This is a genomic window from Acinetobacter pittii (assembly GCF_034064985.1).
Lineage (GTDB): Bacteria > Pseudomonadota > Gammaproteobacteria > Pseudomonadales > Moraxellaceae > Acinetobacter > Acinetobacter pittii_H.
Genome location: NZ_CP139249.1, coordinates 1,118,968 through 1,145,504, shown reverse-complemented (window position 1 = coordinate 1,145,504; position 26,537 = coordinate 1,118,968). Strand labels below are relative to the sequence as shown.

Genomic DNA, 26,537 nt, shown 5'->3' with positions numbered 1-26,537 from the left:
TCATGATCATAATACTTTCTTATATAGAAAGCCGACCTTCTTACTGCAATGCATGAAAATAATAATCTATTTTATATGAAATTTTTAAGTTAGAGCTGAGACGATAGTATATACATCACGATTTGCTAATAAAGGCTTTAAAAAGACTTCTTCTGAATAGATATTTTTAAAATGGAGTACTTTATGAGTTCATACTCATCCATTGAAATTCTAAAGCCTTAAAATATTAATCTAACTTTGTTTTTATAGTTCTTTGTACTAAAGCAAGAGTTGATCAGCTTTGGTGCAGTAAAAACTTTATAGAACCCACCTCACCTTATAATTTTCTGATCTAATTTTTACCGTTTGTTATATACCTTTTTTATACATGACAAACTTGCTTTTCAAGTTAAAAAAATCTAAAAAATGAAACATAACTTTTTTTTATAATTGAACAAACTAAAAGTTTGGTTTTCTATAAACTACCAATCAGTTCAAAGGATTTGAAATGAAGCATGAACTCGAACAATATGACAGAGCTTTTTTCGGCCATCCAAAACCCCTAAAAACTTTATTTTTTACAGAGCTTTGGGAAAGATTTTCTTATTATGGTATACGGCCTTTACTCGTTCTTTATATGATTGCAATGGTCAACGAAGGTGGTTTAGGCCTTGACCGTCCAACCGCTGCAGCAATTGTTGGGTTATTTGCAGGCTCTATGTATTTAATGACTGTTTTTGGTGGTTGGATTGCCGACAACTGGTTAGGTCAGGCACGATCGGTCTGGTATGGTTCCATTATTATTGCACTAGGTCATTTATCAATTGCCCTCACTACCATTTTTGATCAATTCTTTTTTTATTTCGGTTTAGTTCTTATTGTGCTTGGATCAGGTTTATTTAAAACCTGTATTTCAGTGATTGTTGGAACATTATATAAAGCTCAGGATAGTAGACGAGATGCCGGTTTCTCCATTTTTTACATGGGGATAAATATGGGATCATTTATTGCTCCCCTTCTTACGGGTCTATTAGCACGTGATCATAACTGGCACTTAGGTTTTGGAATTGGTGGCCTTGGGATGTTAGTTGCATTACTTATTTTTCGTATTTTCGCTATTCCACAGCTACAAACTTTTAATCAGTTGCGTCAAAAAAATGACAATTGCAATAAACCCATTGTTGAAAATAAAAATGCGCCCAAAATTGCTTTCTCCTTTTTACTATCTGTCGCAGTTATTAGTGCTCTTACCTTCTTTGGCGTCATACATATCAATCCAGTCGCAGTAGCAACTTATTTAACAGTTGCAATTGGGATTGGGATTATTGCTTATTTTGCGTATTTGCTACTTTTCCTAAATTTAGAACAGCATGATAAATTCAAAATTATTGTTTGTTTCGTTTTATTAGCAACCTCAGCATTATTCTGGTCTGCTTTTGAGCAGAAACCAACATCTTTTAATTTATTTGCGCAAGATTATACAGACCGTATTGTTTTCGGATTTGAAATACCAACGGTATGGTTCCAATCCATCAATGCCCTATTTATTATTGTTTTTGCTCCAGTTGCAGCTTGGCTATGGACGAAGCTAGGTAAGTCAAATAAAGACCCAAGCTATATCAGCAAATTTATCATTGCACTATTACTCGCAGCAGGCGGCTTTTTGCTCATGTCTTTTGCGAGTCGTTTCGCAATTGCGGGCGGTTTAGTCTCACCATTTTGGTTAGTCGGTACTATATTTTTGCTTACCATAGGTGAACTTTGTTTAAGCCCAATTGGCTTATCAACCATGACCAAACTTGCACCTGATGTTATACGCGGTCAAATTATGGGTCTGTGGTTTACTGGCTCAGCTTTAGGTAATCTCATTGCGGGTCTTATTGGCGGACATGTATCAGCAGATAATATTGATCATTTACCCACCCTGTTTATGCGATGTGTTTTGGCATTAGTGATTGGCGCAATCGTGTTATTTTTATTAAAGAAACCTATTAATAGATTAATGAACAAAACTACCAGTAAAGTTCAACCTGACTTGGAAACTATATGAGCGTTTTAACTGTTCCAGAAAAACTTGAAAAACTTCGCGAACTCATGCGTATTCAGCAAATTGATGCATTTGTTGTAATGAGTGCCGATCCCCATATGTCAGAATATTTACCAGACTATTGGAAGGCGAGACAATGGCTCAGTGGTTTTAGTGGTTCGGTTGGTACGCTTGTGGTGACCCAAAACTTTGCAGGCCTATGGGCAGATGGTCGCTATTGGGTACAAGCCGAGCAACAACTTGCTGGAACTGGCTTTCAATTACAAAAACTGACCAGTGATGAAACTTCTACACATCTCGCATGGATTGAGAAAAATCTACCAACTAGTTCGGTCATTTCAGTAAATGGCCAAACATTATCCATTCAACAATTTAAAGCACTCGAACATACTGCACGAGTTCATAGCTATAAACTCGAGACTCAAAAAGATTTAGTTGGAGAGATTTGGTTAGACCGCCCAGAACTACCCTCTGAAAAAATCCATTTAATGCCTGAAGGGCTAAATGCCCTCTCTCGTAAAGAAAAAATTCAGGCTATTCGTGAGACTTTACATAGCAAGAATATTGCGGGTCATTTTATTTCATCTTTAGATGATATTGCATGGGTCTTAAATGCACGTGGACAAGACGTAGAATACAACCCTGTTTTTCTTTCTCATTTTTATATTAATGCAGAGCAAGCTGTTCTGTTTATTGATAGCAGTAAACTGGATTCAACCATTCAACAAGCTTTCGCAGCCGATGGCATTCAAATTCGTAATTATGAAGATACGTCTAAGTTTTTAGCTAATATTTCTGATCCATCTGTGCTTTTAGATCCAGCAAAAGTATCGCTTTTTCATGAACAAGCCATCGCAAAAGATATTCAGGTTGTATACGACATTAACCCGAGTACACTTTTTAAATCACGTAAGCATGAAAGTGAAATTGCTCATATCCGCCATGCAATGCTTAAAGATGGAGTCGCGCTTTGTCACTTTTTCTATTGGCTAGAAAAAGCACTTCATCAGGGTGAACGTATTTCAGAATTGACTATCGATGAGAAAATTACTGCCTACCGCGCTCAGCAAGACGGATTTATAGGACCAAGTTTTTCAACGATTGCAGGCTTTAACGCCAACGGTGCTCTACCCCACTACCGTGCAACTCCAGAGCAATACTCTTTTATTGAGGGCGATGGTTTATTGCTCATTGATTCTGGCGGCCAATATGTAGATGGAACAACTGATATTACTCGTGTTGTTCCTGTGGGAACACCAACGGAGCAACAAAAACGTGACTATACGCTGGTCTTAAAATGTCACATTGCTTTGGCAAAAGCTATTTATCCAGAAGGTTTAGCTGCACCGCTACTCGATTCAATCTGTCGACATACTTTATGGCAATATGGTTTAGATTATCGACACGGAACAGGTCACGGCGTAGGCTTTGCACTTAACGTACATGAAGGGCCACAAGTTCTTTCTTACTATGCGCCTGTACATGCTTACAGTAAATTGCGCGAAGGAATGATTCTCTCTAATGAACCGGGTCTATACCATGAAGGACAATACGGCATTCGTATTGAGAATTTGGTTGCAAACAAACTTCACTCTGGCTTTGAAAAAACTTACGGTGAATTTTTAGAGTTTGAAACGCTCACACTTTGCCCGATTCATGTAGATTGTATCGTTGTTGATCTGCTAACGAATGAAGAGAAAGACTGGTTAAATGGTTACCATCGAACCGTCCAAGAAAGACTAGCTGAACATTTGTCGGGAGAGGTCTTAGACTGGCTGATTTATAGCACGCGTAAGATTTAATCTTCTCTTTTTATGGGGGCAGAATAATTTTTTATTTCTAATGAAAAGCTTATTCTGTCTTTATCTTTATTTTTAAATAAACTTTATATCCATAAAAGCTCAATTTTGTTTGCAAATGTCTAACGAATGAAATAGTTAAACTGGTCACTTCTTTTTTTGTTATATTAGCCGCTTAGAAAGCGGCTTTTTATTTGATCAAATAAAGGTACTTTTTAAAAAGTAAGTAACATTGTGAGTAAAACTCTAGTCACTTAATTAAATATATATTAATTATCATGAGGTTAAGTTCATCATGCTTCTAATGATCGACAATTACGACTCTTTTACCTACAACATCGTCCAATATTTTGGCGAGTTGAATCAGGAAGTAAAAGTAGTTCGCAATGATCAAGTCACATTAGAGGATATTGAACGATGGCAACCTAAATATTTGGTTATTGGTCCTGGCCCTTGCTCTCCAAGTGAAGCGGGTATTTCTATTCCTGCAATTAATCACTTTGCCGGAAAAATTCCTCTGCTTGGCGTGTGTTTAGGGCATCAAAGTATTGGGCAAGCTTTTGGCGGAAACATTGTAAGAGCCAAAACGGTTATGCATGGACGTTTATCTGATATGTACCACAGCAATAAAGGTATTTTCAGTAATCTCCCTAGCCCATTCTCGGCAACTCGTTACCACTCTTTGGTGATTGATCAGCAAACCCTGCCTGATTGCCTGGAAGTCACGTGTTGGACCAACGAAGCAGATGGCTCAATGGAAGAAATTATGGGTGTTAAACATAAGACATTGCCTGTCGAAGGTGTGCAGTTCCATCCAGAATCTATTTTGAGTCAACATGGCCATCAAATCTTTAAAAACTTTTTAGATATTTATGCATAAGTGATCACTATGAATATTCAACAAGCACTTAACCATATAACAAAAAATATTCACCTGACTCAGCCGCAAATGGAAGACATTATGCGCAGCATCATGCAAGGTGAGGCAACCGAGGCACAAATCGGTGCTTTGATGATGGGCCTTCGCATGAAAGGTGAAAGTATTGACGAAATTACTGCTGCCGCACGTGTTATGCGTGAATTCGCCATCAAAATTGATGTGAGCGATATCAAATATTTAGTTGATATTGTGGGTACTGGCGGCGACGGACAAAACTTGTTTAATGTTTCTACTGCTTCAAGCTTTGTGATTGCAGCAGCAGGCGCAACCATTGCAAAGCATGGTAACCGAGGCGTTTCGAGTAAATCAGGTTCATCAGACTTACTTGAGCAAGCCGGTATTAATCTTGATTTAGACATGCAACAAACTGAACGCTGCATTCGTGAGATGGGTGTAGGGTTTTTATTTGCTCCAAATCATCACAAAGCAATGAAATATGCTGTCGGCCCACGTCGTGAGCTTGGTGTTCGTAGTATTTTCAATTTACTTGGCCCGCTTACGAATCCGGCTGGTGTAAAACGCTTTGTAATTGGTGTGTTCTCAGATGAGCTTTGTCGTCCGATTGCAGAGGTTATGAAGCAACTTGGTGCTGAACATGTCATGGTGGTTCATTCAAGAGATGGACTCGATGAAATCAGCCTTGCTGCTCCTACTGCTGTTGCAGAACTCAAAGACGGCGAAATTACTGAATGGACGCTTAACCCAGAAGATGTCGGAATTGAATCACAAACTTTAAATGGTTTAGTTGTTGCGGATGCCGCTGCCAGCTTAAAGCTAATTAAAGATGCGTTAGGTAAAAATAAAACTGCTATTGGTGAAAAAGCAGCAAACATGATTGCACTTAATGCGGGTGCTGGTATTTATGTGGCTGGTATTACCAAAACCTATGCTCAAGCTGTTTCATTCGCTCAAGATATTATCTACGGCGGACAAGCTTTAGAAAAAATGAGTGTTTTGGCTGAATTTACCAAAACATTAAAACAATGTCAGGCAGATTAAGGATTTCTCATGATTAATATTCAAAATACCATTTTAGGTAAAATTGTTGACCGTAAACATGAGGAACTTGCTGCGCGTTTAAAACAACGTAATTTACAGGATGTTGAAGAGCTTGCAAAAGCTGCAACTCCGGTAAGAGGATTTGCAAAAGCGTTACAACACAAACGCCCTGCCGTGATTGCTGAAATTAAAAAAGCGTCTCCATCAAAAGGCATTATTCGTGCAGATTTTAATCCTGCTGAAATTGCCGAACAATATGAACAAGCTGGAGCAGCATGTTTATCTGTTTTAACTGATGTTGATTTTTTTCAGGGGGCAGATGAAAATATCGCAATCGCAAGAAACCACTGTGCTTTACCCGCTTTACGTAAAGACTTTCTGATTGATCCATATAATGTGGTTGAAGCACGTGCTTTACATGCTGACTGTATTTTATTGATTGTTGCCTCTTTGTCAGACCAGCAGCTCGAAGAAATGTCTAAAACTGCTTTTGAACATCAACTCGATGTATTGGTTGAGGTTCATGACGAGGAAGAACTTGAACGTGCTTTAAAGTTGTCTGAGCAATGTATATTAGGTGTGAATAACCGTAATTTAAAAACCTTTGATGTTGATTTAAACACATCAATTCGTTTGAAAAATTTACTTCCTGCCTCTCGTTTACTCGTGACCGAAAGCGGTATTGCCACTCCAGATGATGTTCGCATGATGCAAGAACATGATATTCACACCTTCTTGGTTGGTGAAAGTTTTATGAAACAACCAAGACCAGATCAAGCCTTTAGTGCCCTTTTTGGACAACCCCAAACGGTTTAATAGAAGATATATGAGTAATAAAGATTCATCGCTTTCTAAAGAGCAACAAAAGTTATTGAAGCAATTTAAAAAGCAAATCTCCAATCCTCATTCAAGCAAAATCGCAAGTCAGCCTGAGGTCAAACAACCTCAGGCTGAGTCTGAAGAATTGGAAAATGCAAATCTGTTTCAAAGTGCTGTAGCAGGTGTTAAACCCATCAATAATAGTAATATTGCTGATGTGAGAACCCCTCGCGTAAAAAAAGTTGATGCTCAAACATTAGCGAAACGTGCAGCTGCCGAAGGTGGGCGTGACACTGAACATGCCGAGTTATCTGATACTCAAGCGGCTTTAAACCCTGTCGCAAGCCAAGCAACCTTAAGCTATCGTATTGCTACCCTTCAGCATAAAGTTTTTGAAGACTTAAAAGCTGGCAAGATGCGTTGGTTTGAAGCTGTCGATTTACACGGCTGTACCATTGAACAAGCACGTGATGCGGTTCTACAAATTATCCAGATCGCAAAAGATGAAAATCAAAATGTGATCAAGATCGTACATGGTAAGGGCCCAGAAGCTGTCTTAAAAACCTATGTCAACGGATGGTTACGCCAACATCGCGATGTTTTAGCCTTTGTAAGTGCTCCAGAAAATCAAGGTGGCACAGGCGCCGTTCTCGTACTGCTTAAACGTGCAGAAAAAAATCCCAAGTACCAACAATAATCGGCATTTTCTACAGAATTCAGACTTTTTATAGTTTTCTGATAGAATGCCGTTTTGTTCAACCAGTGTAAGTGAACATTCTTATGTCTATGCAGCAATCGTACGCAAATATTCTGACTGCCGTCGGTGAAGATCTTGATCGTCCCGGCCTTAAAGATACGCCTGTGCGTGCGGCTAAAGCTTTTTCATATTTAACTTCTGGCTATAGTAAAACTTTAGAAGAAGTCACCAATAATGCTGTTTTCCCATCAGATAACCATGAAATGGTATTGGTGAAGAATATTGAATTTTATTCGCTTTGCGAACATCATCTCCTTCCATTCTATGGCCGTGTTCATGTTGCCTATCTACCGGAAGGCAAAGTTCTTGGCTTGTCGAAATTTGCACGTATTACTGAAATGTTTGCACGTCGTTTGCAAATTCAGGAAAACTTGACGCAGCAAATTGCAGAAGCTGTGGCTGAAGTGACTGGTGCTCGTGGTGTAGCCGTAGTTATCGATTCAGCACATATGTGTATGATGATGCGTGGTGTAGGTAAGCAAGAATCAACTACCCGTACTGTTTCATTTATTGGTGATTTTAAAACTGATAAAGAAGCACGTCGTGAGTTCTTGAGTGCTGTACCTGAAAGTTACTAATTTTTATTTAGTAAACTAATTAAAGCCCGACTCAGTTGGGCTTTTTTACATCTAAATACTTCCCGAACTCCATAAAACATAACAATTAAATTAGGTGATTTTTGTTATAAAAGTATCCATCTTTATTTTTAAATAATTTATGAGTTAATCATGCAATTTAAAAAAATTTCTTGCTTACTTTTACCTCCTCTTTTTATTTTTAGTAGCTCGATTTATGCGGGTAATACACCAAAAGAGCAAGAGATCAAAAAACTGGTTGATCAAAACTTTAAACCTTTATTAGAAAAATATGATGTACCCGGTATGGCTGTAGGCGTTATTCAAAATAATAAAAAATATGAAATGTATTATGGTTTACAATCCGTTCAAGATAAAAAAGCCGTTAATAGCAATACCATTTTTGAGCTAGGCTCGGTCAGTAAATTATTTACCGCGACAGCAGGCGGATATGCCAAAACAAAAGGAACACTCTCTTTTGATGACACACCCGGAAAATATTGGAAAGAACTAAAAAATACATCGATTGATCAAGTGAATTTACTTCAACTTGCGACATATACCAGTGGCAACCTTGCCTTGCAATTTCCAGATGAAGTAAAAACAGATCAGCAAGTTTTAACATTTTTCAAAGACTGGAAACCTAAAAACCCAATCGGTGAATATCGACAATATTCAAACCCAAGTATTGGTCTATTTGGAAAAGTTGTAGCTTTGTCTATCAATAAACCTTTCGACCAAGTCTTGGAAAACACAATTTTTCCAGAGCTTGGCTTAAAACATAGTTATGTAAATGTGCCTAAAACTCAGTTACAAAACTATGCATTTGGCTATAACCAAGAAAATCAGCCGATTCGCGTTAATCCCGGTCCACTCGATGCACCAGCATACGGCGTTAAATCTACCTTACCTGATATGCTTAAGTTTATTAATGCCAACCTAAATCCACAAAAATATCCAGCAAATATTCAACGTGCAATTAATGAAACACATCAAGGTTTCTATCAAGTCGGCACCATGTATCAGGCACTTGGTTGGGAAGAGTTCTCTTATCCAGCACCTTTACAAACTTTATTAGACAGTAATTCAGAACAAATCGTGATGAAGCCTAATAAAGTGACTGCTATTTCAAAAGAACCTTCCGTTAAGATGTTCCACAAAACTGGTTCGACTAACGGTTTTGGAACATATGTCGTGTTCATTCCTAAAGAAAATATTGGTTTAGTCATGTTGACCAATAAACGTATTCCGAATGAAGAACGCATTAAAGCAGCTTATGCTGTGTTAAATGCCATAAAGAAATAATCGTCTTTTCTTAAAACAAAAAGAGAAATGAATAATCTCATTTCTCTTTTTTTATGGGTTTATTCTTTAAAAGAACCAAACATATCCTAGACTTGATTTCATCCAGTCTTGATGATTTTGTTGTTCATAATCCCAGTTTAAACGAACAGCATTATTGCGATTAATTACATATTGCCACTGCGTATTGACTCTCAAATTCCATTGATTTTGGTCTTCCCAATAGGGTAACTCAATTTGCACGACAGAGTTGAAGCGCTCAAACCATTGGTTCATACAACCTAAAGTTGGACCCACGCCTACACGCCATCCTTTATCTAGATTTGAACCTGTTTGTACGTAGGTCTGTAGTTGCCCATAGCAAATATGCTTACGCTCATAGTCTGCAAGACTGTAACCGACCTGTGCATTAAAGCTTGCTACACCGTGTTGTTTGTCTTCATTAAAGCTTCCTTCATGAATAGCTTCCTGACGCCAACCTAAATTAAATCCCCAGCTCAGTGGTGTTTTAAATGGTTGAATCGGGTTATAAGAGTTCACTTCTAACAGATCAAGACGTTCTAGTTTTAAATGGTCATTACGCCACTGCGCATTACCATTTAAAAAGAGTAATTGAGTACCTGCACGATATCCGCCTTGAGGATCTATTAAGTCATGGTAGGCTTGCCGATGACCAAGTTCGATAAACTTATCACCTTGCACCTCACCAGCTTTCAAGGAAAAGTTACGAGCGTTATGACCTTGAGTTGGTTCCTTTGCTGGTCTTTTAGGTTCTTGACGCTGCTTATCTAAATCAATCTGACTTCTGAGTGCTAAAAGCTGGCGTAACTGCGGCTGAGCAACACTTTCTTCTATTTTTCGGCTAATAAATTGAAGGTATAAATCATCGTAAGCCATCTCTAGGATTTTAGCCTGATCCTGTTCACTAAATGATTTTAAAATCTGAGAAGACTGCTGTGTCGGCATCATCGTAATTTGATGAGCCATCTTCGCCAGTGAAGCACCATGCTGATGAGCTTGTGCCAATAACTGAGTTTCTAATGCAGGTCGATATACAGGAGCTTTGGTAAGTCCCTGCTGCTGCATTGATTTAATAGTTTCCATTGGAATGGAGGCATAAGTGAATTTTTCTTGTAAATTAGATTCAGGTTTTACTAAATCGACCAATCCCAACAATCGATAGGCACAGTTATCACTCACAAAGTAATAAGGGAAACTCACATGTTGCATTTCCCAAATATGACTTACTAAAAACCGAGTTTCTTCAGGTGATAGATTTAACTCATATTCCCATAAATCACGGCTTTCAAAATCGCCGTACTCTTTTACTTTACGGTAATAAGGCATTAGTGAATATTCACCTGGATACTGCCCTGTTAAACCTTTCCATGCATATGACCAGTTGTCGTTCCCTGCCACAGTTGCTGCATAATTTACAGCATAAGAAACTAAATTTAATTGTTGCTGATCTTTTGGGTCTAAACGCAATAACGTATGGCCAAACATGGAGCTAGGATTGCCCATAAAATCGGTCGCATAAATTAATGTCGCTTTGTAGGGCTTGATCTGCCCAATCCAGTTTTCAAATTCTGAACACTTTACTTGAGGCAGTTCATTTTCTTGAATACCTACTTTTTGTATGAGCCATTGGCTCCGTGCAGGGAACTTACAACGAATCGACTGATTATCTTGAGCAGGCATAAATAGTGCCGAGATGTCAGCTTTCAGCTCTTCTTTTAGATTATTTTTTCCATTTTTTGATAGGAAATAGCCACCGTAAGTGACCTCACTTTTCTGGTTTTTATTGGCATACATGAGCCTTTGCCATGTAATGTCTTGATCTAGATTTTGTTGTTCTGCGATTGACCAATATTTTTGAATAGATGGATTTATATCTGCTGAATACGCAATATTCACTGCCAAAGAGGCAAAAACTAAAACAACTGACTTCATTAAGCTCATCAATTTTTATCATTAAATATAAGAAAAACCCTGCCATACGACAGGGTTTTCAGTTTCAAACTTATACGTAAGCTTTTAAAACGTCGTCCTTAGCCATTACAGTTTGTAATGATGCTAATACTTGAAGCGTATTTTGGTTGTTTGCTGAATAGATTTCACCAAAGTTTGCTTTTGAAACTTTGAAGAAACGATCTTTATCTTGAGGTTTAATTTGCATTAACTCAGCAAGTACGTTCAGGCTTTCACCTTGGCCTACTGCCATATCACGAGCTAAAGCTTCAGCATTTTCATTTGTGAATGTAACCACTTGAGCAGTTACTGTTCCGCCTTGACGGCAGCCTAAAGTACCGAAAGTGATCCCTAATAATTGGTTAGTAAAAATACCGTTTGTTGTCGCAGCAAGAATTTTAGGCGCTACTCCTTTTTTGCCAGCCCAGACTTGTGTACCCACACCACAACCTACATCGTTGTCAGCCATTGCAACACTTGAACCAGCTGCTAATAACGCAGCTAAAGCTAATTTTTTTAACATAGATGTATAACTCCAAAATCATTATTGATTGTTTCTTATGTGTTGTATTGTTATGTGTAATTTTTATTACACGCTATTAAAGATAACGAGAAGGCTGTGAATTAGCAATTAAAAAATAAACAATATGATAAAAAGTGCAAAAGAAAAATTTATCTTAAATTCCAGTCACCTTGATTATCTCGATGACCTAATATTTTAAGCACTAATACTAAACTTAAGAGTAATAATAAATACCATGAACCAAGTTTACCCCAGCCTACCATATGCCAAGCATCTACCTGACTTGGATAGAGCCAGATTTTATAAAAAGTACTAATATTTTCAGCAATCCAGATGAGAAAAGCGAGTGTAAACAATACAGGTAACATCGGGATTTTAAATTTATGTTCATTGAGCTGAAAATAAAGCTTAGTCTTCCAAAAAATAAAAATACTGATCGCAAATAAAATATAGCGAATATCAGGTACAAAAAATTTACTCATAAAGTTTATATATGAGAAAAATGCCAATAAAAGCATACTTCTAAAACTAGGAAGCTTTTCAAAAGAAACTTGAAACAGTCGGATTGACCGTGCAAAAAAACTACCCACAGCCGAATACATAAAGCCTGCAAATAAAGGCACAGTTAAGATTTTAAATACGGCGGGCTGAGGATATTGCCATGATGCAATTGCAGGGTGTGTTAAGAATATTTCCATGACCATCGCCATAACATGAAATAAAGCAATAACTTTGGCTTCTGCCCATGATTCAAGCTTTAAATAAAGTAAGCAGATCTGGATTAACAATGCATAGATAAGTAAATAATCATAGCGATAAAAACCCATATATTCATGGCTTCCCATCGGCGCTGTTAAAGCAAAAGCAATTAAAAGCAGAATACCAAACAAGGCTGCCGAAACAGCCTTGCCGATAAAATGAATGGGTAAAATCAGATGGCGCACAAAAAACTATCCTAGATATTTAGCACTATACTCATGTACTGTATCTACAAAGATTTTTGGCTGTGCAGGGTCTACCCACTGGGTAATACCGTGGCCTAAGTTAGCAACGTAACCTGTTTTTTCACCATTTGCGTAGGCATCGTCTAACATCGCTTTCACTGCTTTTTCAATTGAAGCAGCCGAGCCATATAAAACAGCAGGATCAAGATTGCCTTGTAACGCTACGCGTCCAGAGACAACATTTCGAGCTGTATTGAGCGGAGTAGTCCAGTCCAAACCTAATGCATCCGCACCAGTGGTAATCATTGGTTCTAACCATTGACCACCACCTTTGGTGAACACAATAACAGGAATACGTCGGCCGTCTTTCTCACGCTGTAAACCTGCAATGATTTTATTCATGTAGTTTAAAGAGAATTCCACATATTCACGGTATGCTAATGCCCCGCCCCAGCTATCAAAGATCTGGATGGCTTGAGCACCTGCATCAATTTGAGCATTTAAATAATCAATGACTGAATCTGCTAAATGATCAAGTAAGGCATGCAAAACTTCTGGCTGCGCATACATCATCTGCTTGGTGAAACGGAACTCTTTACTTGAACCACCTTCAACCATATAAGTTGCAAGCGTCCAAGGACTACCAGAGAAACCAATCAGTGGAACTTGGCCACCTAAAGCAGAACGAATTGTACTTACCGCATTCATCACATAATCAAGGTCTGATTTTGCATTTAACTTGGGTAAATTCGCGACATCTTGTTCAGTGCGAACCGTCTTTTGAAACTTAGGGCCTTCACCCGTTTCAAAATAAAGCCCTAAACCTAATGCATCAGGAATTGTTAAAATATCTGAAAATAAAATCGCTGCGTCTAAGTCGTAACGGCGTAAAGGCTGCAAAGTTACTTCACAAGCAAATTCTGTATTTTTACATAGAGATAGAAAGTCGCCTGCTTTTGAACGTGTTTCACGATATTCAGGCAAATAACGTCCCGCTTGACGCATCATCCATACCGGTGTGGTATCTACAGGTTCGCGTAACAAAGCTCGTAGGAAACGATCATTTTTCAAAGTCGTCATTACCAATCTCTATATTCTTTATGTGGCAGCATCATATCAAAAACATAGAGAATTTTATAATTTCAATTTCACACAAAAAACGCGTCAATCTACTAAAAAATGCATATTTACACAAAAGTCTACTGCAAGTAGTGGGCTTTTCTGCAATACTTGCAACATGTTACATTGGGTTTATTGATATTCTTTTAATCACTAAATTGCCAATCTTGGACTCATAGAGATGAGTTATTGGTAGTTTTATGCACTTTGAGATCAAATCAATCTTCCTATTGCTTATATGAAAATTCTTAAGGTTGAATTACATGTTTGTTCGCTCATTACTCGCTATGAGTTTAAGTTGTATTATTGCTAATGTTGCTTTTGCTGCTTCAACAACTGAGCAACCCCTGAACCCTAAAAAGGTATCAGCTCCTGTAGAAGATCCGATTGATCCTTTAGCAGTAGAAGCAGCTTCAACTGTACAAGCTCAAGCTCCGACACAAATTACCGCTCAAGAACAAAATGACCTAAATCGAGCGTCAACAACATTACAAAATTTACAGAAAACTGAAGACCCAAATGCTGAATCAGGCATCGCGGCGTCGACTCCAGCTGTTGCTAAAACCACTGCTGCGTCTACGGCTACTGCGACAACCGCTGCATCATGGACTTTAGATAGCTTAAACTCGGCGGAATGGTCTGAAAATATTGGTAAAGGCCAGCTTCCAGTTTATGCACGTGCTCACGTTATGCTAAATAATGCACATGCATCACCAGGTGCAATTGACGGCATGAGCGGTAAAAACACTTTAAAAGCAATTTCTTCATTCCAACAAATGAATGGTTTGTCACCTACTGGTGAACTCACTAAAGAAACTTGGGATGCGTTAGTTGCTAAACAAACCAAGCCAGCATTTATTGAATACACGATTTCTGATGCTGACTTAAAAGGTCCATATGCTGAGTCGATTCCTTCTGACTACGCATTACAAGCCAAAATGAAAGGTTTGTACTACACACGTGTTAGCGAAATGTTGGGTGAGAAGTTTCACATTGATGAAGCTTTCTTAAAGAAAATTAACCCAACTGCGACATTCAAAAAAGCGGGTGAAAAAATCATTGTTCCAAACGTACGCAATGATTTACCAGAAGACATTCATTTGATTATTGCGCATAAGGGTGCAAAACAACTGTACCTCTTCAACAGCCGTAACCAAATGATTGCATCATTTCCTGCAACAATTGGCAGTACTGATACGCCTTCTCCGACCGGTACTTACAAGGTAGTTGGTGTAGCTCGTAACCCATGGTATAGCTACTCACCTTCTAACTTCGTACAAGGTAAAAACTTAAAACCGCTTTCTTTACCACCAGGTCCAAATGCTCCTGTAGGTAATATCTGGATTGGTTTAAGTAAAAAATCTTTTGGTATTCACGGAACACCAAACCCGTCTTTAATTTCTAAAACAGCTTCACACGGTTGTATCCGTTTAACGAACTGGGATGCAAACGATTTAGGAAATAAAGTACGTTCTGGCGTAACTGTTAAATTCCTTGAGTAATTAATAGTTCTATTAAAAACCTGCCTGCATGGCAGGTTTTTTTATTCTAGAAAATTCATTGATCCATAAAAAACTTTACAACCATATCAATTATGCAACGACATGTTGCAGTTAGCCTATTTTTCTAGCCTCTATAGAACATTAAGATATTTCTCAAGAGATAAATAAAAATTTGGGAGATTAGATCATGAATGCTTATCTACATCGTAGTGAAGATCGAGGTCATGTAAAAGCAGGCTGGTTAGAGTCTTATCATAGCTTTTCATTTGGTAGTTGGTATGACCCTAAATATATGGGTGTAAGCGCTCTACGTGTAATTAATGACGACCAGATTGATGCGCATAATGGTTTTGGTACGCACTCCCATGACAACATGGAAATCTTAACCTGTGTGCTAGATGGTGCAATTTCACATCGTGACACCATGGGAAATGAAGGCCAGATTAAAGCGGGTGAATGGCAACTCATGAGTGCCGGCACAGGTGTGGCCCACAGTGAAATCAACAACACTGATACGCCTGTACATTTACTACAAATCTGGATTATTCCTGATGAAAGAGATGCAGAGCCAAATTACCAGCAAATTAATCTTGACCCGCGTAAAGATCCAAACAAATGGCATTTAATTGCAGGTCCTGATGCAAATGCACCAATGCATATTCGCCAAAATGCAGAAGTAAAATCTGCTGTATTGGAAAAAGGACATGAGTTAACTGTTGATACGGTTAAAAAAGTGAACTATGTGCACGTGATTTCAGGTGTAGTCCGCATTGGCGATCAAGAAGTTAAAGCAGGCGATGCTTTAGTTTTTGAAGATAAAGCGACAATCCATGCAACTGAAGACAGTCAATTTATCTGGTTCGATTTACCTTAAATCATAAAAAAGCCCTTTGCATAAAAGGGCTTTTTTTAATCTCCTCCGCCACCGCCGCCATCACATCCTCCTGAATCTGAAGATGATGATGAACAGTCATTTGAATAACTAGAGCTATGATGATGACTCGGACTATTATCGTGAAAATGATGTGTTGAAGCAGATGAATGATCATGCTCACCAGATGGTGAATAATTTTTTAAATTTCTGAGTAGCGCAATTAAACAAATGAGTCCAATACTAGAAAAAATTGCAATAAATATAACAATAAATAACTTCAAATAATGACCTCCTAGATCAAGCGGTAGAGATGCTTGTTGTGTTCCCATTTATTATATGAGTCATGTTTAATAAACAAGTTTTTTTTTTGATAAATAAAATTTGCATTAAACCAACCCCACCAAAAAACAATCCAACACCTTTTCCCGCTCAATTGCCACATCCGAACTTAAAAGCTGAATAATTGCGCCTTCAATCATATATAAAAATAATTTGGCATCCTGAAAGGTTGCATCATTTCTGAGTGTTCTAAGCTGACTATAAATTTCATTGATGAGCCACGTTCTATATCTCACTGCGGTGATATAGGCTTTTGGATAGGTCAGTTTGGTTTCAAAAATTGCTTTAAATAATAAATAGTATGGCCCTTCTACATCGCTATGTAAGAAATAAAGTTTCTTAAGTTTATCTTTCACGTTTGTACTTTGATCGTACTCAACAATTGAGACTACTTTTTCTTTTAAGCGTTCTTTTTGCACGATCAAACAGATTTCTATAAATCGCTCTTTAGAATGAAAGTAGTTATAAAAAGTTGCTTTTGGAGTGTGAGACTCTTTCACGATTCGGTCGATGCCCACTGTGTGAAATCCGTGATGGTGAAACAAATGAATTGATGTATTAATGATTTGAATAGCACGTGTTGAGAGAACTAAATTTGGCATATTTTTACCGTTATAAATTTTTGTTGTTTCTAAACGAGATACTTTTTTGGGAGAAAAAAAGGCATAGCAAAGCCGTAAAGACTGTGCTTGGCACATCTCAAGTTTTATAGTTAATGCAAGTTTTTTGAGCCGTAATGACTTAAAGCCTGAAAACCCTAAAGGTCATCAAGCTGCTTTAAATTTTAAGTTGTGTCGTTATAGGTTTTGGCAAAGGCTGCCAAGAAATAATGAATATGCAAAGCCAACTCCTTTTTATTGGGAGTTCTGCCAGACATTTATAGAATTATGGTGGCAGAACGAAAGGGGGTTAGCAGACTGGCCGAAAAAACCCAGCACACCCGAAGGTGTCCCCCTCCCGTTCCACCGTAGAGGGGGCACGAGGGTTCGTCACTAAAAGAATTAACTTTTAATGCTTTTCGGAACGGTCTGCTAAAACCGACTGGCAATGTCGGCCAGCAGGCAAAGGATAGTGCTCTGCCCTTTAGCAGTCAAGCACACAAAATGACATTTGTTTTAAATTAGATCATTAAAAAGTAAGGATAAATAATAAGATAGTTATTGTTTAAGTGGGGTTTATAAAGGGGGGATTTTTAGAGGTATATGATTTTTTGAAGTAGGAATGTTTTAGTAAATTTATAGGATTCTATTTATCGCTCCTATATTCCGAACCGTTTTATGGAAGCCAATAAAAAAGCCCTAATCCATTATAGTTTAGGGCTTTTCAAGTCATGTAAAGCTATTCGAGTTTATATGACTTTAATGTCTTGGTAGGTATATCCAGACTCGAACTGGAGACCTCTACGATGTCAACGTAGCGCTCTAACCAACTGAGCTATACACCTAGAATGGAAAGCATAATATTCATTTTTCAAAAGCAAAACAAGTGATTTGCCATCTAAAAAAATACAAGTGAGCAGACTTTAAGCAAACTCTTTTTCATTTTCCAAAAAAGAAAAACGGTACATGGTTTAACCACATACCGTTTCTTTAGCTGACTATTAATCTCAACTTAACAAGGGCATTTCTTTAAATTCCCACCTGCCGATGGATATCTCGAATCAACACAATGACGATAGAAAGTCGTCGCATCCATTGGTGTTAAATCAGGATGATGCGCTTTCATATGTTCCAGATAAGTTTGATAGTCTGGAACCCCCACCATCAGTCGAAAGCTTTGCTGCAAACGCTGCCACAAAGTTGCAATACGCGACCAGTTCTTTGGCGAAAGTAGTAGCTCTTTTTGCGAGAGCACCGTCATTTTGATGATTTTCGCAATAATGACAGTTCCATTTTTTGCAAATTTAAAATTCATCATTACTCTCCTCGTGGGGTGACCACTTCCGGATCGGCATATACAGCTGGCGCTTCGTTTACAGTCGGTTTAGGACTTGCTAAAGCACGGCGCACAATACCAATTGAAGCAATAATCATGACAATCGAAACAATCATAAAGAAGCCACAAAGCGCAGCATTAATTTGATTTGACATCACAATGTTTTGCATCTCAGCAATAGTTTTGGCTGGTTTAAGAATTTCACCACGAGCAATCGCATCTGAAAATTTATTCGCTTGAGCCAAGAAACCAATCTTTGGATTTTCGTGGAAAATCTTTTGCCATCCCGCAGTCATACAAGTCACGAATAAGAAAATTGTTGGGATGATGGTCACCCATACATATTTTTCTTTTTTCATTTTAAACAAAATGACTGTACCCAAAATGAGCGCCATCGAAGCCAACATTTGGTTACCCACACCAAATAAAGGCCATAAGGAGTTAACACCACCGAGAGGATCAATCACACCTTGATAGACGAAGAAGCCCCATCCACCTACCGCAACAGCTGTACCGACTAAGTTACCGAAGAATGAACCTGATGCTTTAACCGCAGGAATAACAATACCAACCGTGTCTTGCACCATGAAACGACAAGCACGAGTACCCGCATCTACAGCAGTTAAAATGAATAATGCTTCAAATAAAATCGCAAAGTGGTACCAGAACGCCATCATTTCACGGCTATTAAAAATTTCCGAAATGATATGTGCCATACCAATCGCAAATGTAGGTGCACCACCCGTACGTGAAAGAATTGAGCTTTCACCCACTTCTTGAGCCAATAAAGTCAGCATTTCAGGCGTAACAACAAAGCCTAAATTGCGCACAGCTTCTGCCGCAGATTCTACAGTTGTACCAAGCACAGCCGCAGGAGCATTAATCGCAAAGTACACCCCCGGGTCTAAGACAGTTGCACAGATCATCGCCATAATACCGACGAAAGATTCCATGAGCATGCCGCCATAACCAATCACACGAATATCAGCTTCATTATTCACGAGTTTTGGTGTTGTACCACTTGATACAAGTGCGTGGAAACCAGAAATAGCACCACAGGCAATGGTAATAAATAGAAATGGAAATAAGCTACCTGAGAATACAGGGCCAGTACCGTCAATAAAATGAGTCACTGCTGGCATTTTCAATTCAGGTAATGCAATCACAATACCGATTGCTAAACCTAAAATGACACCAATTTTAAGGAACGTTGATAGATAATCACGTGGTGCTAACAATAACCAGACAGGTAAAACTGAGGCAATAAATCCATAGATGATTAAGCACCATGTAAGCTGTGTACCTGTTAAAGTGAAAAATTCACCCCAATAAGGATCTGCTGCAACATGTCCGCCATACACAATGGCAAGCATCATTAAGACGAAGCCAATAATAGAAACTTCGGCAATACGTCCCGGGCGAATAAAACGCATGTAAACGCCCATAAATAATGCAATTGGAATCGTCGCTGCAATACTAAAAACACCCCATGGACTATGGGCAAGTGCTTTCACCACAACTAAAGCCAGTACTGCAAGGATAATAATCATTACCCCAAGCGCACCGAGCATGACCACAATACCGGCAAAAGAACCGAGTTCTTGTTTTGCCATTTCACCAAGCGATCGACCGTCTCGACGCGTTGAAATAAATAAAACTAAAAAGTCTTGTACCGCACCCGCCAAAACCACACCGACCAATAACCAGATCGTTCCTGGTAAAAAGCCCATTTGTGCAGCCAAAATTGGTCCGACTAATGGCCCCGCTCCTGCAATTGCAGCAAAGTGGTGACCGAAAAGCACATATTTATTGGTGGGTACATAATCCAGACCATCGGCTAAACGATGTGCTGGGGTTAAACGTCTTGGGTTTAATTCAAATACTTTAGTTGCAATAAATAGACTATAAAATCGATATGCGATGCTATATACACATGCTGCAGCGAGTACAAGCCAAACCGCATTGACATGTTCACCACGGCTGAGTGCCAGCATCCCAAAAGAAATTGCACCTATTATTGCCACTAGGCTCCAGACCAGCTTGGAGGGAAGCGTAGATTTCGCTTGCATTGTGTCCATTCTTAACCTCTCAATAAATAACTACAGCATTTTTATATTGTTATGTACTGTTCTCTAGCAAATCCTTGTGACTGTACTCCTCCTTTAATTTTTTTCCTCTTATACTTTCGCATAAAAAAAGGGATGATTTACATCATCCCTTCGATAATAGTGTATTTTTTAACTATTATGCACGCTCTAAATAATCGCCAGTACGAGTATCTACACGAACGCTTTCTTCTTGCTGAACAAATAACGGAACACGAACAACCGCACCTGTTTCAAGCTTAGCTGGTTTACCGCCGCCGCCAGAAGTATCACCACGTACGCCCGGATCAGTTTCAACGATTTTCAATACAACGAAGTTCGGTGGGCTTACTGTTAAAGGTACGCCGTTGAACAACATAATTGTACATTTTTCATTTGAATCGTCTTTTAACCATTTAGCAGCATCGCCCATAGCAATTTTGTCTGCAGCGATTTGCTCAAAAGATACAGGATCCATGAAGTTCCACATTTCACCATCGTTGTATAGGTATTCCATTTCAACTTCAACGATGTCAGCTGCTTCTAAAGAGTCACCTGATTTGAAAGTTTTTTCTAATACTTTACCGGTTTTAAGGTTACGTAATTTTACACGGTTGAACGCTTGACCTTTACCTGGTTTTACATATTCGTTTTCCATGATTGAACATGGGTTACCATCAAGCATAACCTTAAGGCCTGCTTTGAAATCATTTGTAGAATAATAGGCCATGAAAGGCACACTCCAAACTTAACAAGTCAACTATGCGATATAATGCGTTGTTGCATTATCTTAATCGTGTCAAATGATAAACTATTTATACCAAGAGCAAAACTGGCAATCTCAACTGAGTGACCTTATTACTGATCCTTCGGAATTGCTAAGCCTACTCGAGTTATCCTCAGAACAGCTATTATCGGGTGCGATTCTGGCTTCTGAAAAGTTTAAATTGCGTGTTCCTCGTGCGTTCGTCGGAAAAATGAACGCTAAAAACCCGCTTGACCCGCTTTTGCTACAAGTATTACCTCATCATCTAGAGCTTGAAGAACATCCTGAGTTCGTTACTGACCCATTAGGTGAAGAAGCAGCAAATCAATTACCGGGCGTATTACATAAATATAAGTCACGTTTTTTACTGACTTTGACTGGTGCTTGCGCCGTACATTGCCGTTATTGCTTCCGTCGTCATTTCCCTTATCAAGAAAATTTGCCAAAAAATGAAGATTGGCTAAATATTAAAAACTATATTGAAGCAAACCCGAACATTAACGAGATCATTTTAAGTGGTGGTGACCCGCTTACTCTTTCTAACCGTAAATTAGCACTTTGGTTAGAACGCCTATCATCTCTCAAACAAATCCAGATTCTGAGAATTCACTCACGAGTCCCAATTGTCATTCCTAACCGGATCGACGAACAGCTAATTTCTTTATTAAAAAACAGTAGGCTGCGTATAGTTCTGGTGGTACACTCAAACCATGCTTCTGAACTCGATGACTTTACTTGTTCAAAATTGTTGCAGTTATCTGACCATCACATTACTGTACTAAATCAGGCAGTATTGCTTAAGGGTGTCAATGACTCTGCACAGACGTTAATTGATTTAAGTTATCGTTTATTTGAAGCTCGCGTTATGCCTTATTACTTACATGTTTTAGATAAAGTAAAAGGTGCACAACATTTTGATTTAGAATCATCCGAGATAGATGATATCTATCGTGACGTGTTAGCGAACCTACCGGGGTATTTGGTTCCTAAACTCGTCAGGGAAATTGCGGGCGAAAAGAATAAAACACCGCTTTTTGGGGCTACAACTTTTTGAGTTATATAATAAGTGATGATGAATAATGCGCTGTCGGACATTTTTCACAATCAAACCGAACTCACTCGTGAACGGTTAAGCTTTTGTGAAGCCAATATTAAAGATCTTAATGAATGGGTCACTACCCTTTCTATTATGCAACTCGGCGATACGTCAAAAGCATTATTCACAGCCATTTTAGAACTTAATGAATTAAAATGTAGTGAAACCTTACGTTTCGATCTCATACAAACGCTTCATCCGACCATTAACAATGTACTCGCCAGCCTAGAGAAAAACTTCTTTAACCAAGGTGTGATTAGTACAGATCGTAATGAGCACATTATTGAATTAGCGATGTTGCTCCGCTGCTATTTCGCCAGTATTTATTTAAATATTGCACAAAATAGTCATGAGCAGCTACAGCATCAAAAGTTTTCAATCTTTGCCTACAAGCAAAAAAAGAATTTGCAAACGGCGCGTACTCTATCGACTTTTCATGCTTTAAAGCAGTTAACGAGTCTCCTTTATCAGCAGCACATGCTTTATAGCGAGCCTCTTAAAGGACAATGGTTAATTGCACATCAGCTCTATGAAACCGCTGTTCAACACAAATACCATCTGACAAATATCAATCATATTCAGGGTATCCACCACCCGTTAGCAAATATCACTCAGGCCTATGCTCAACTGATTTTGCTCGATATTTTAAATACCAACCAGATTCGTCAGTCAGAGATTCAGGCATTATTTCAATGTAGTTTTGACTGGGCAAGAATGATTCATATTTTGCCAAAAGATACCGCATTGACGAAATATGTGGTCGACCCAAATAAAGATCATCCACCTGTTTATAATACCAAGCGTAGCTCTAACTTTAACCCAAGCATCTTTATAGGTACGCAAGCTTTACTTGAGCATGTCACTGCAACCATGCATAAAAATGCTCAATATATTTCTAAAAATGAAAAGTTTTATTTAAGCCCTGCTTTAAAGTTTCATGTTCAAACGATTTTAGGAACCACGGCTCAACGTCGCCATGAACGTTATGAGTACAATGCAGAGCTCCAAATTTGTTTTGGTTTAAGCACTGCACATTTCTATCTATCAAAAGCAAAAAACTTTGAAGAAACGCTACAGCTTAACCATAACTATAATTTACAAAGCGAATCTAAAGTTTTATCCAACTTAGAGAAAAAAGAACAACAAACCAGTTCTTATCAACGCTTGAGTCGTGAAAGCAAAACCATTTATCAAACTACCGTTCTCGATATTAGTGTTAATGGATATCGTATTAAATGGTCTGGCGAAGCACCAAAGAACTTAAGAACTGGTGAATACATTTTAGTTAAAGAAACTTTGCATGGACAATGGCGTGGCGGTGTAATTCGCTGGATTAAACAATCGACCGAAAAATCCCTAGAGTTAGGTTTAGAGATTTTGTCGCAAGCCATGTTCCCTTGTTCAGTGCATATTCAAGCTGAGCGTCATACTCGCAATTATCATCCCGCACTATTACTACAAACACAAAATCTAGAAGAAATACAAAATACGCTTATTTTACCGGGCTCTCAAATTTTTAGAGAGCAACAAACAATTCATTTACGATTGGGGACAGAAGAAATCAAAGTGTATCTACTCAAAGCACAACTCATTACGCAAAGTTTTATTCAATTTCATTTCGAGCTTTTGAATGAGCAGCAACAAGGTCTGCTTGATCAGTTCATGATGAAAAAGGGTAATAACTCTAGCACTCAAGATTTATGGGAAGCACTAAAGTGAGAAACTCTTTATTATCTAAAAAGTTAAAACGTACTGAAACACGTTTACTCATTATTGATGACAACCAGCTACATTATAACCAGATTTTAAATTTATTATTGGGGAATGATTATCAAGTTCAGGCATTATTACTTGATGATTTAAAAAGTTTTGAAAAACAGTTAAATACGCCATGGGATGTTATTATTTTTGGTCGTGCTTATGACCTAAAAATTGAACAAACTCTCTCCCTCATTCAAGCATCTGAGCAGCCAAATTTACCTGTTTTATTATTACAACCTGAAGATTATCAACCTCAGCAATATCAAGCTTATATTCAAAAAGGCATTTATGATGTAGTTCCCTTAGAACCATTAGATTATTTTTATATCACCCTTCTTCGGACCTTGTCATATAGCCACTTATTACAAACCGAACAACGCCTGACCAATGAGTTAGAAACAATTCACTCTCATACACAAACATTGGTCAATAACAGCCATAAAGCAGTTGCCCTTTTTCAAGAAGGGATGCATGTTAAGGCAAACACAGAATACCTCAACCTTTTTGGTTTTAAGCAAGAAGACGAGATTATTGGTCTGCCTATCTTAGATGTTTTACAACCTAATGATTTAAATGTTTTTAAACAAAGATTTAAGAAAATTTCATTAGGCCAATTTGATCAGGCCCGTTTTGAAATTCAGAGTCAACATGCGGCAATTTCAGGTAATAATGCGCTAAAACTAGAGTTTATTCCTAGTCAGGAAGAAGATGCCGTACAGTTAACCATTGACTATCAACTGGATTTAACAACACCAGCAAATACAGTTTTTGCCGAAAAGAGTTATGGGGTACAAACAGCTTGGCAACAAATTAATCGACATCTATCGACCTACCCTGCTCAAGCCAACGCATTAATTTTATTTAAATTAAATCAGTGCCCCGAACGAGTATTTCAACAAGATTGGCAAACTCCTGCACAATATTTTAATCAGCTGCAAAGTTTCTTAAAAGAACACGCGCAAATGCCGATTTTTAATATTGAACTTGGTGCATATGTTGGAGTTTTACAAGCTGAAAACAGCAACGTTCTTAACTCTCAACTAGTTAGTCTGCAAAGTTTGCAAAAAGAGCATTTATTAAAGATTAATGAGCTTAACTACTCGATCCAGTTTAAGCTGAGTTATGCCCCAATAACCGAACCTTTAAATGAAGATAGCTTTACAAAGCTACTTGATCGAACAAGTCTGCAAGAGCTGCCTAAAGCGAAGTCAGAAATTGAGTTAGCTCCAACCATCGAGACTATCGCTCCTGAGCCTGCCAACTCGCCTATATCGCTTGATCTAAGCCTTCAACATGTTGATGATCCTCTGCAATCATCCGTATTACAGCAATTAAAGCAACAACTAGCTCGAAGTGAAATTCATTTAAAATATCAGCAGATCTACGATAAACACGATCAAGAAACCCATAACTATGAGGTGACTAGCGGTTTTATTAGTAATGAACAATGGTATGACATAAATGACTTGGCTGAATTAAGAGAAGACAGTGAGCTTTCTATTCAATTAGATCGCTGGATTTTGGTTGAGGCATGTAAGCAACTACATAACTTTATTACTCAATACCCGAAAGCTAAACTGATTATTAACCTGAATATTGATATCTTGCTCAAAGATAAATCTTTCCCTGAACTCATTTCGAAATTACTCACCATTATTGGTAGTAAGCTTGAAAGCCCACTGGTTTTACAATTTTCAGAACAAGCAATTCAGCCTCATCTTGCAATTGCTCAGCAACACATAGCTCGCCTGCGTCAACACGGCGCAGAAATTTCGATTCGGGGTTTCTCTTCTTCTATGTATAGCGAATCAATATTGCAACAACTTGATGTTCAATATTTAAAACTGCAATCGAAGAAAACAGAGCTGTTAAACTCAGATGATGGTCTAGCACGCTTACAAGAAAAGGTTCTGAACTATTTAACTGTAAAACCAGTCGGGATTTTACTGAGTGAACTTAATGACATGAACTCATTTGCAAATGCTTGGAATGTAGAAGCTCGTTTCTTGCAAGGTCAATATTTTCAGAAAAAACTTGATCGATTAACAGACGTACAAGACCAATAATGGTGTTGTACTGAAAAACAAAAAACGGGCATAAAGCCCGTTTTTTGTTTCGTGTTGCAGTATTAACGCTTGATAGAGCGAGACATACCAGCAAAACGTTGTTTGAATTTGTCGATACGACCACCAGTGTCTACATTCTTTTGCTTACCAGTATAGAATGGGTGGCAAGCTGAACATACGTCAAGGTAGATAGTTTCTTTACCTAAAGCAGAACGAGTTTCGATTACGTTACCGCAAGAACAAGTTGCAACTAATTTTTCATATTTTGGGTGAATATCGGCGCGCATCGTCGATTACTCCTAATTGGAAGAAAGGCTTAAGCTGTCATCGCAATTGATCA

23 protein-coding genes and 1 tRNA gene are annotated in these 26,537 nt (G+C 38.2%); 13 read left to right on the top strand and 11 right to left on the bottom strand.

Translation table 11 applies throughout. The annotated features are described in order from the left end of the window. Positions 1–487 precede the first annotated feature (487 nt). The 8 genes from SOI76_RS05505 to blaADC all read left to right on the top strand — a co-directional run bounded on the left by SOI76_RS05505 (position 488) and on the right by blaADC (position 9,220). Positions 488–2,029, top strand: a complete 1,542-nt coding sequence (locus tag SOI76_RS05505; RefSeq protein WP_104079056.1) for a peptide MFS transporter — start codon at positions 488–490, stop codon at positions 2,027–2,029. Next, complete coding sequence (locus SOI76_RS05500; protein ID WP_104079057.1) at positions 2,026–3,828, top strand: aminopeptidase P family protein; 1,803 nt, start codon at positions 2,026–2,028, stop codon at positions 3,826–3,828. Before SOI76_RS05505 ends, SOI76_RS05500 begins: the two co-directional genes overlap by 4 nt. 292 nt (positions 3,829–4,120) lie before the next feature. Beyond that, complete coding sequence (trpG, locus tag SOI76_RS05495) at positions 4,121–4,705, top strand: anthranilate synthase component II (RefSeq protein WP_039250772.1); 585 nt, start codon at positions 4,121–4,123, stop codon at positions 4,703–4,705. 9 nt (positions 4,706–4,714) lie between these two features. Next, complete coding sequence (gene trpD / locus SOI76_RS05490) at positions 4,715–5,764, top strand: anthranilate phosphoribosyltransferase (protein ID WP_032053318.1); 1,050 nt, start codon at positions 4,715–4,717, stop codon at positions 5,762–5,764. A gap of 9 nt (positions 5,765–5,773) precedes the next feature. Continuing rightward, entirely contained in the window at positions 5,774–6,580 is an 807-nt protein-coding gene (trpC, locus tag SOI76_RS05485; RefSeq protein ID WP_104079058.1) for an indole-3-glycerol phosphate synthase TrpC, read from the top strand. A gap of 10 nt (positions 6,581–6,590) precedes the next feature. Further along, complete coding sequence (locus SOI76_RS05480) at positions 6,591–7,280, top strand: Smr/MutS family protein (protein WP_032053316.1); 690 nt, start codon at positions 6,591–6,593, stop codon at positions 7,278–7,280. Between the two features lie 89 nt (positions 7,281–7,369). Then, a complete protein-coding gene (folE, locus tag SOI76_RS05475; protein ID WP_171067934.1) occupies positions 7,370–7,918 on the top strand; it encodes a GTP cyclohydrolase I FolE in 549 nt (182 codons plus the stop codon). A gap of 150 nt (positions 7,919–8,068) precedes the next feature. Beyond that, positions 8,069–9,220, top strand: a complete 1,152-nt coding sequence (gene blaADC, locus SOI76_RS05470; protein WP_104079059.1) for an ADC family extended-spectrum class C beta-lactamase — start codon at positions 8,069–8,071, stop codon at positions 9,218–9,220. A gap of 66 nt (positions 9,221–9,286) precedes the next feature. On the opposite strand, the gene SOI76_RS05465 is transcribed toward blaADC, so the two are convergent. The 4 genes from SOI76_RS05465 to hemE form a co-directional block, all read right to left on the bottom strand. Next, on the bottom strand, positions 9,287–11,179 hold the full coding sequence (locus tag SOI76_RS05465; protein ID WP_104079060.1) for a DUF4105 domain-containing protein: 1,893 nt from the start codon (positions 11,177–11,179) through the stop codon (positions 9,287–9,289). Between the two features lie 61 nt (positions 11,180–11,240). Then, positions 11,241–11,711: a DUF3015 family protein gene (locus tag SOI76_RS05460; protein WP_003650547.1), complete on the bottom strand. Its 471-nt coding sequence runs from the start codon at positions 11,709–11,711 to the stop codon at positions 11,241–11,243. Positions 11,712–11,860: 149 nt separating this feature from the next. Then, positions 11,861–12,655: a DUF817 domain-containing protein gene (locus SOI76_RS05455; protein ID WP_104079061.1), complete on the bottom strand. Its 795-nt coding sequence runs from the start codon at positions 12,653–12,655 to the stop codon at positions 11,861–11,863. Positions 12,656–12,661: 6 nt separating this feature from the next. Then, the gene (hemE, locus tag SOI76_RS05450) at positions 12,662–13,735 is read right to left on the bottom strand and encodes a uroporphyrinogen decarboxylase (protein WP_104079062.1); all 1,074 of its coding nucleotides are present in this window, start codon (positions 13,733–13,735) and stop codon (positions 12,662–12,664) included. A gap of 302 nt (positions 13,736–14,037) precedes the next feature. Here hemE and SOI76_RS05445 point away from each other — a divergent pair, with 302 nt between their 5' ends. Together SOI76_RS05445 and SOI76_RS05440 are read left to right on the top strand one after the other, a co-directional pair. Then, the gene (locus SOI76_RS05445) at positions 14,038–15,276 is read left to right on the top strand and encodes a L,D-transpeptidase family protein (protein WP_057074386.1); all 1,239 of its coding nucleotides are present in this window, start codon (positions 14,038–14,040) and stop codon (positions 15,274–15,276) included. 187 nt (positions 15,277–15,463) lie between these two features. After that, the gene (locus SOI76_RS05440; protein WP_005068005.1) at positions 15,464–16,150 is read left to right on the top strand and encodes a pirin family protein; all 687 of its coding nucleotides are present in this window, start codon (positions 15,464–15,466) and stop codon (positions 16,148–16,150) included. A gap of 35 nt (positions 16,151–16,185) precedes the next feature. Here the strand turns inward: SOI76_RS05440 and SOI76_RS05435 are convergent, their stop codons facing one another. The 6 genes from SOI76_RS05435 to efp form a co-directional block, all read right to left on the bottom strand. After that, a complete protein-coding gene (locus SOI76_RS05435; protein ID WP_104079249.1) occupies positions 16,186–16,431 on the bottom strand; it encodes a hypothetical protein in 246 nt (81 codons plus the stop codon). 105 nt (positions 16,432–16,536) lie between these two features. Further along, positions 16,537–17,091, bottom strand: a complete 555-nt coding sequence (locus SOI76_RS05430; protein WP_104079064.1) for a TetR/AcrR family transcriptional regulator — start codon at positions 17,089–17,091, stop codon at positions 16,537–16,539. A 765-nt stretch (positions 17,092–17,856) separates the two neighbouring features. Next, positions 17,857–17,933, bottom strand: a tRNA-Val gene (locus SOI76_RS05425). 167 nt (positions 17,934–18,100) lie between these two features. Further along, a complete protein-coding gene (locus tag SOI76_RS05420) occupies positions 18,101–18,406 on the bottom strand; it encodes a YbdD/YjiX family protein (RefSeq protein ID WP_000980869.1) in 306 nt (101 codons plus the stop codon). Beyond that, the gene (cstA, locus tag SOI76_RS05415; protein ID WP_016140378.1) at positions 18,406–20,502 is read right to left on the bottom strand and encodes a carbon starvation CstA family protein; all 2,097 of its coding nucleotides are present in this window, start codon (positions 20,500–20,502) and stop codon (positions 18,406–18,408) included. The genes SOI76_RS05420 and cstA overlap by 1 nt, the downstream gene beginning before the upstream one ends. A gap of 166 nt (positions 20,503–20,668) precedes the next feature. Beyond that, on the bottom strand, positions 20,669–21,238 hold the full coding sequence (gene efp / locus SOI76_RS05410) for an elongation factor P (RefSeq protein WP_002118666.1): 570 nt from the start codon (positions 21,236–21,238) through the stop codon (positions 20,669–20,671). 73 nt (positions 21,239–21,311) lie between these two features. Here efp and epmB point away from each other — a divergent pair, with 73 nt between their 5' ends. The 3 genes from epmB to SOI76_RS05395 are packed head-to-tail and all read left to right on the top strand — an operon-like array spanning position 21,312 to position 26,197. Further along, positions 21,312–22,328, top strand: a complete 1,017-nt coding sequence (gene epmB, locus SOI76_RS05405) for an EF-P beta-lysylation protein EpmB (RefSeq protein WP_017387258.1) — start codon at positions 21,312–21,314, stop codon at positions 22,326–22,328. Positions 22,329–22,343: 15 nt separating this feature from the next. Further along, positions 22,344–24,089 carry a hypothetical protein gene (locus SOI76_RS05400; RefSeq protein ID WP_032053291.1) on the top strand — a complete coding sequence of 582 codons (1,746 nt, stop codon included), beginning with the start codon at positions 22,344–22,346 and terminating at the stop codon, positions 24,087–24,089. Next, positions 24,086–26,197: an EAL domain-containing protein gene (locus tag SOI76_RS05395; protein WP_104079250.1), complete on the top strand. Its 2,112-nt coding sequence runs from the start codon at positions 24,086–24,088 to the stop codon at positions 26,195–26,197. Before SOI76_RS05400 ends, SOI76_RS05395 begins: the two co-directional genes overlap by 4 nt. Before the next feature lie 62 nt (positions 26,198–26,259). Here the strand turns inward: SOI76_RS05395 and rpmE are convergent, their stop codons facing one another. Next, positions 26,260–26,484, bottom strand: a complete 225-nt coding sequence (rpmE, locus tag SOI76_RS05390) for a 50S ribosomal protein L31 (protein WP_001200845.1) — start codon at positions 26,482–26,484, stop codon at positions 26,260–26,262. Between the last annotated feature and the right edge of the window lie 53 nt (positions 26,485–26,537).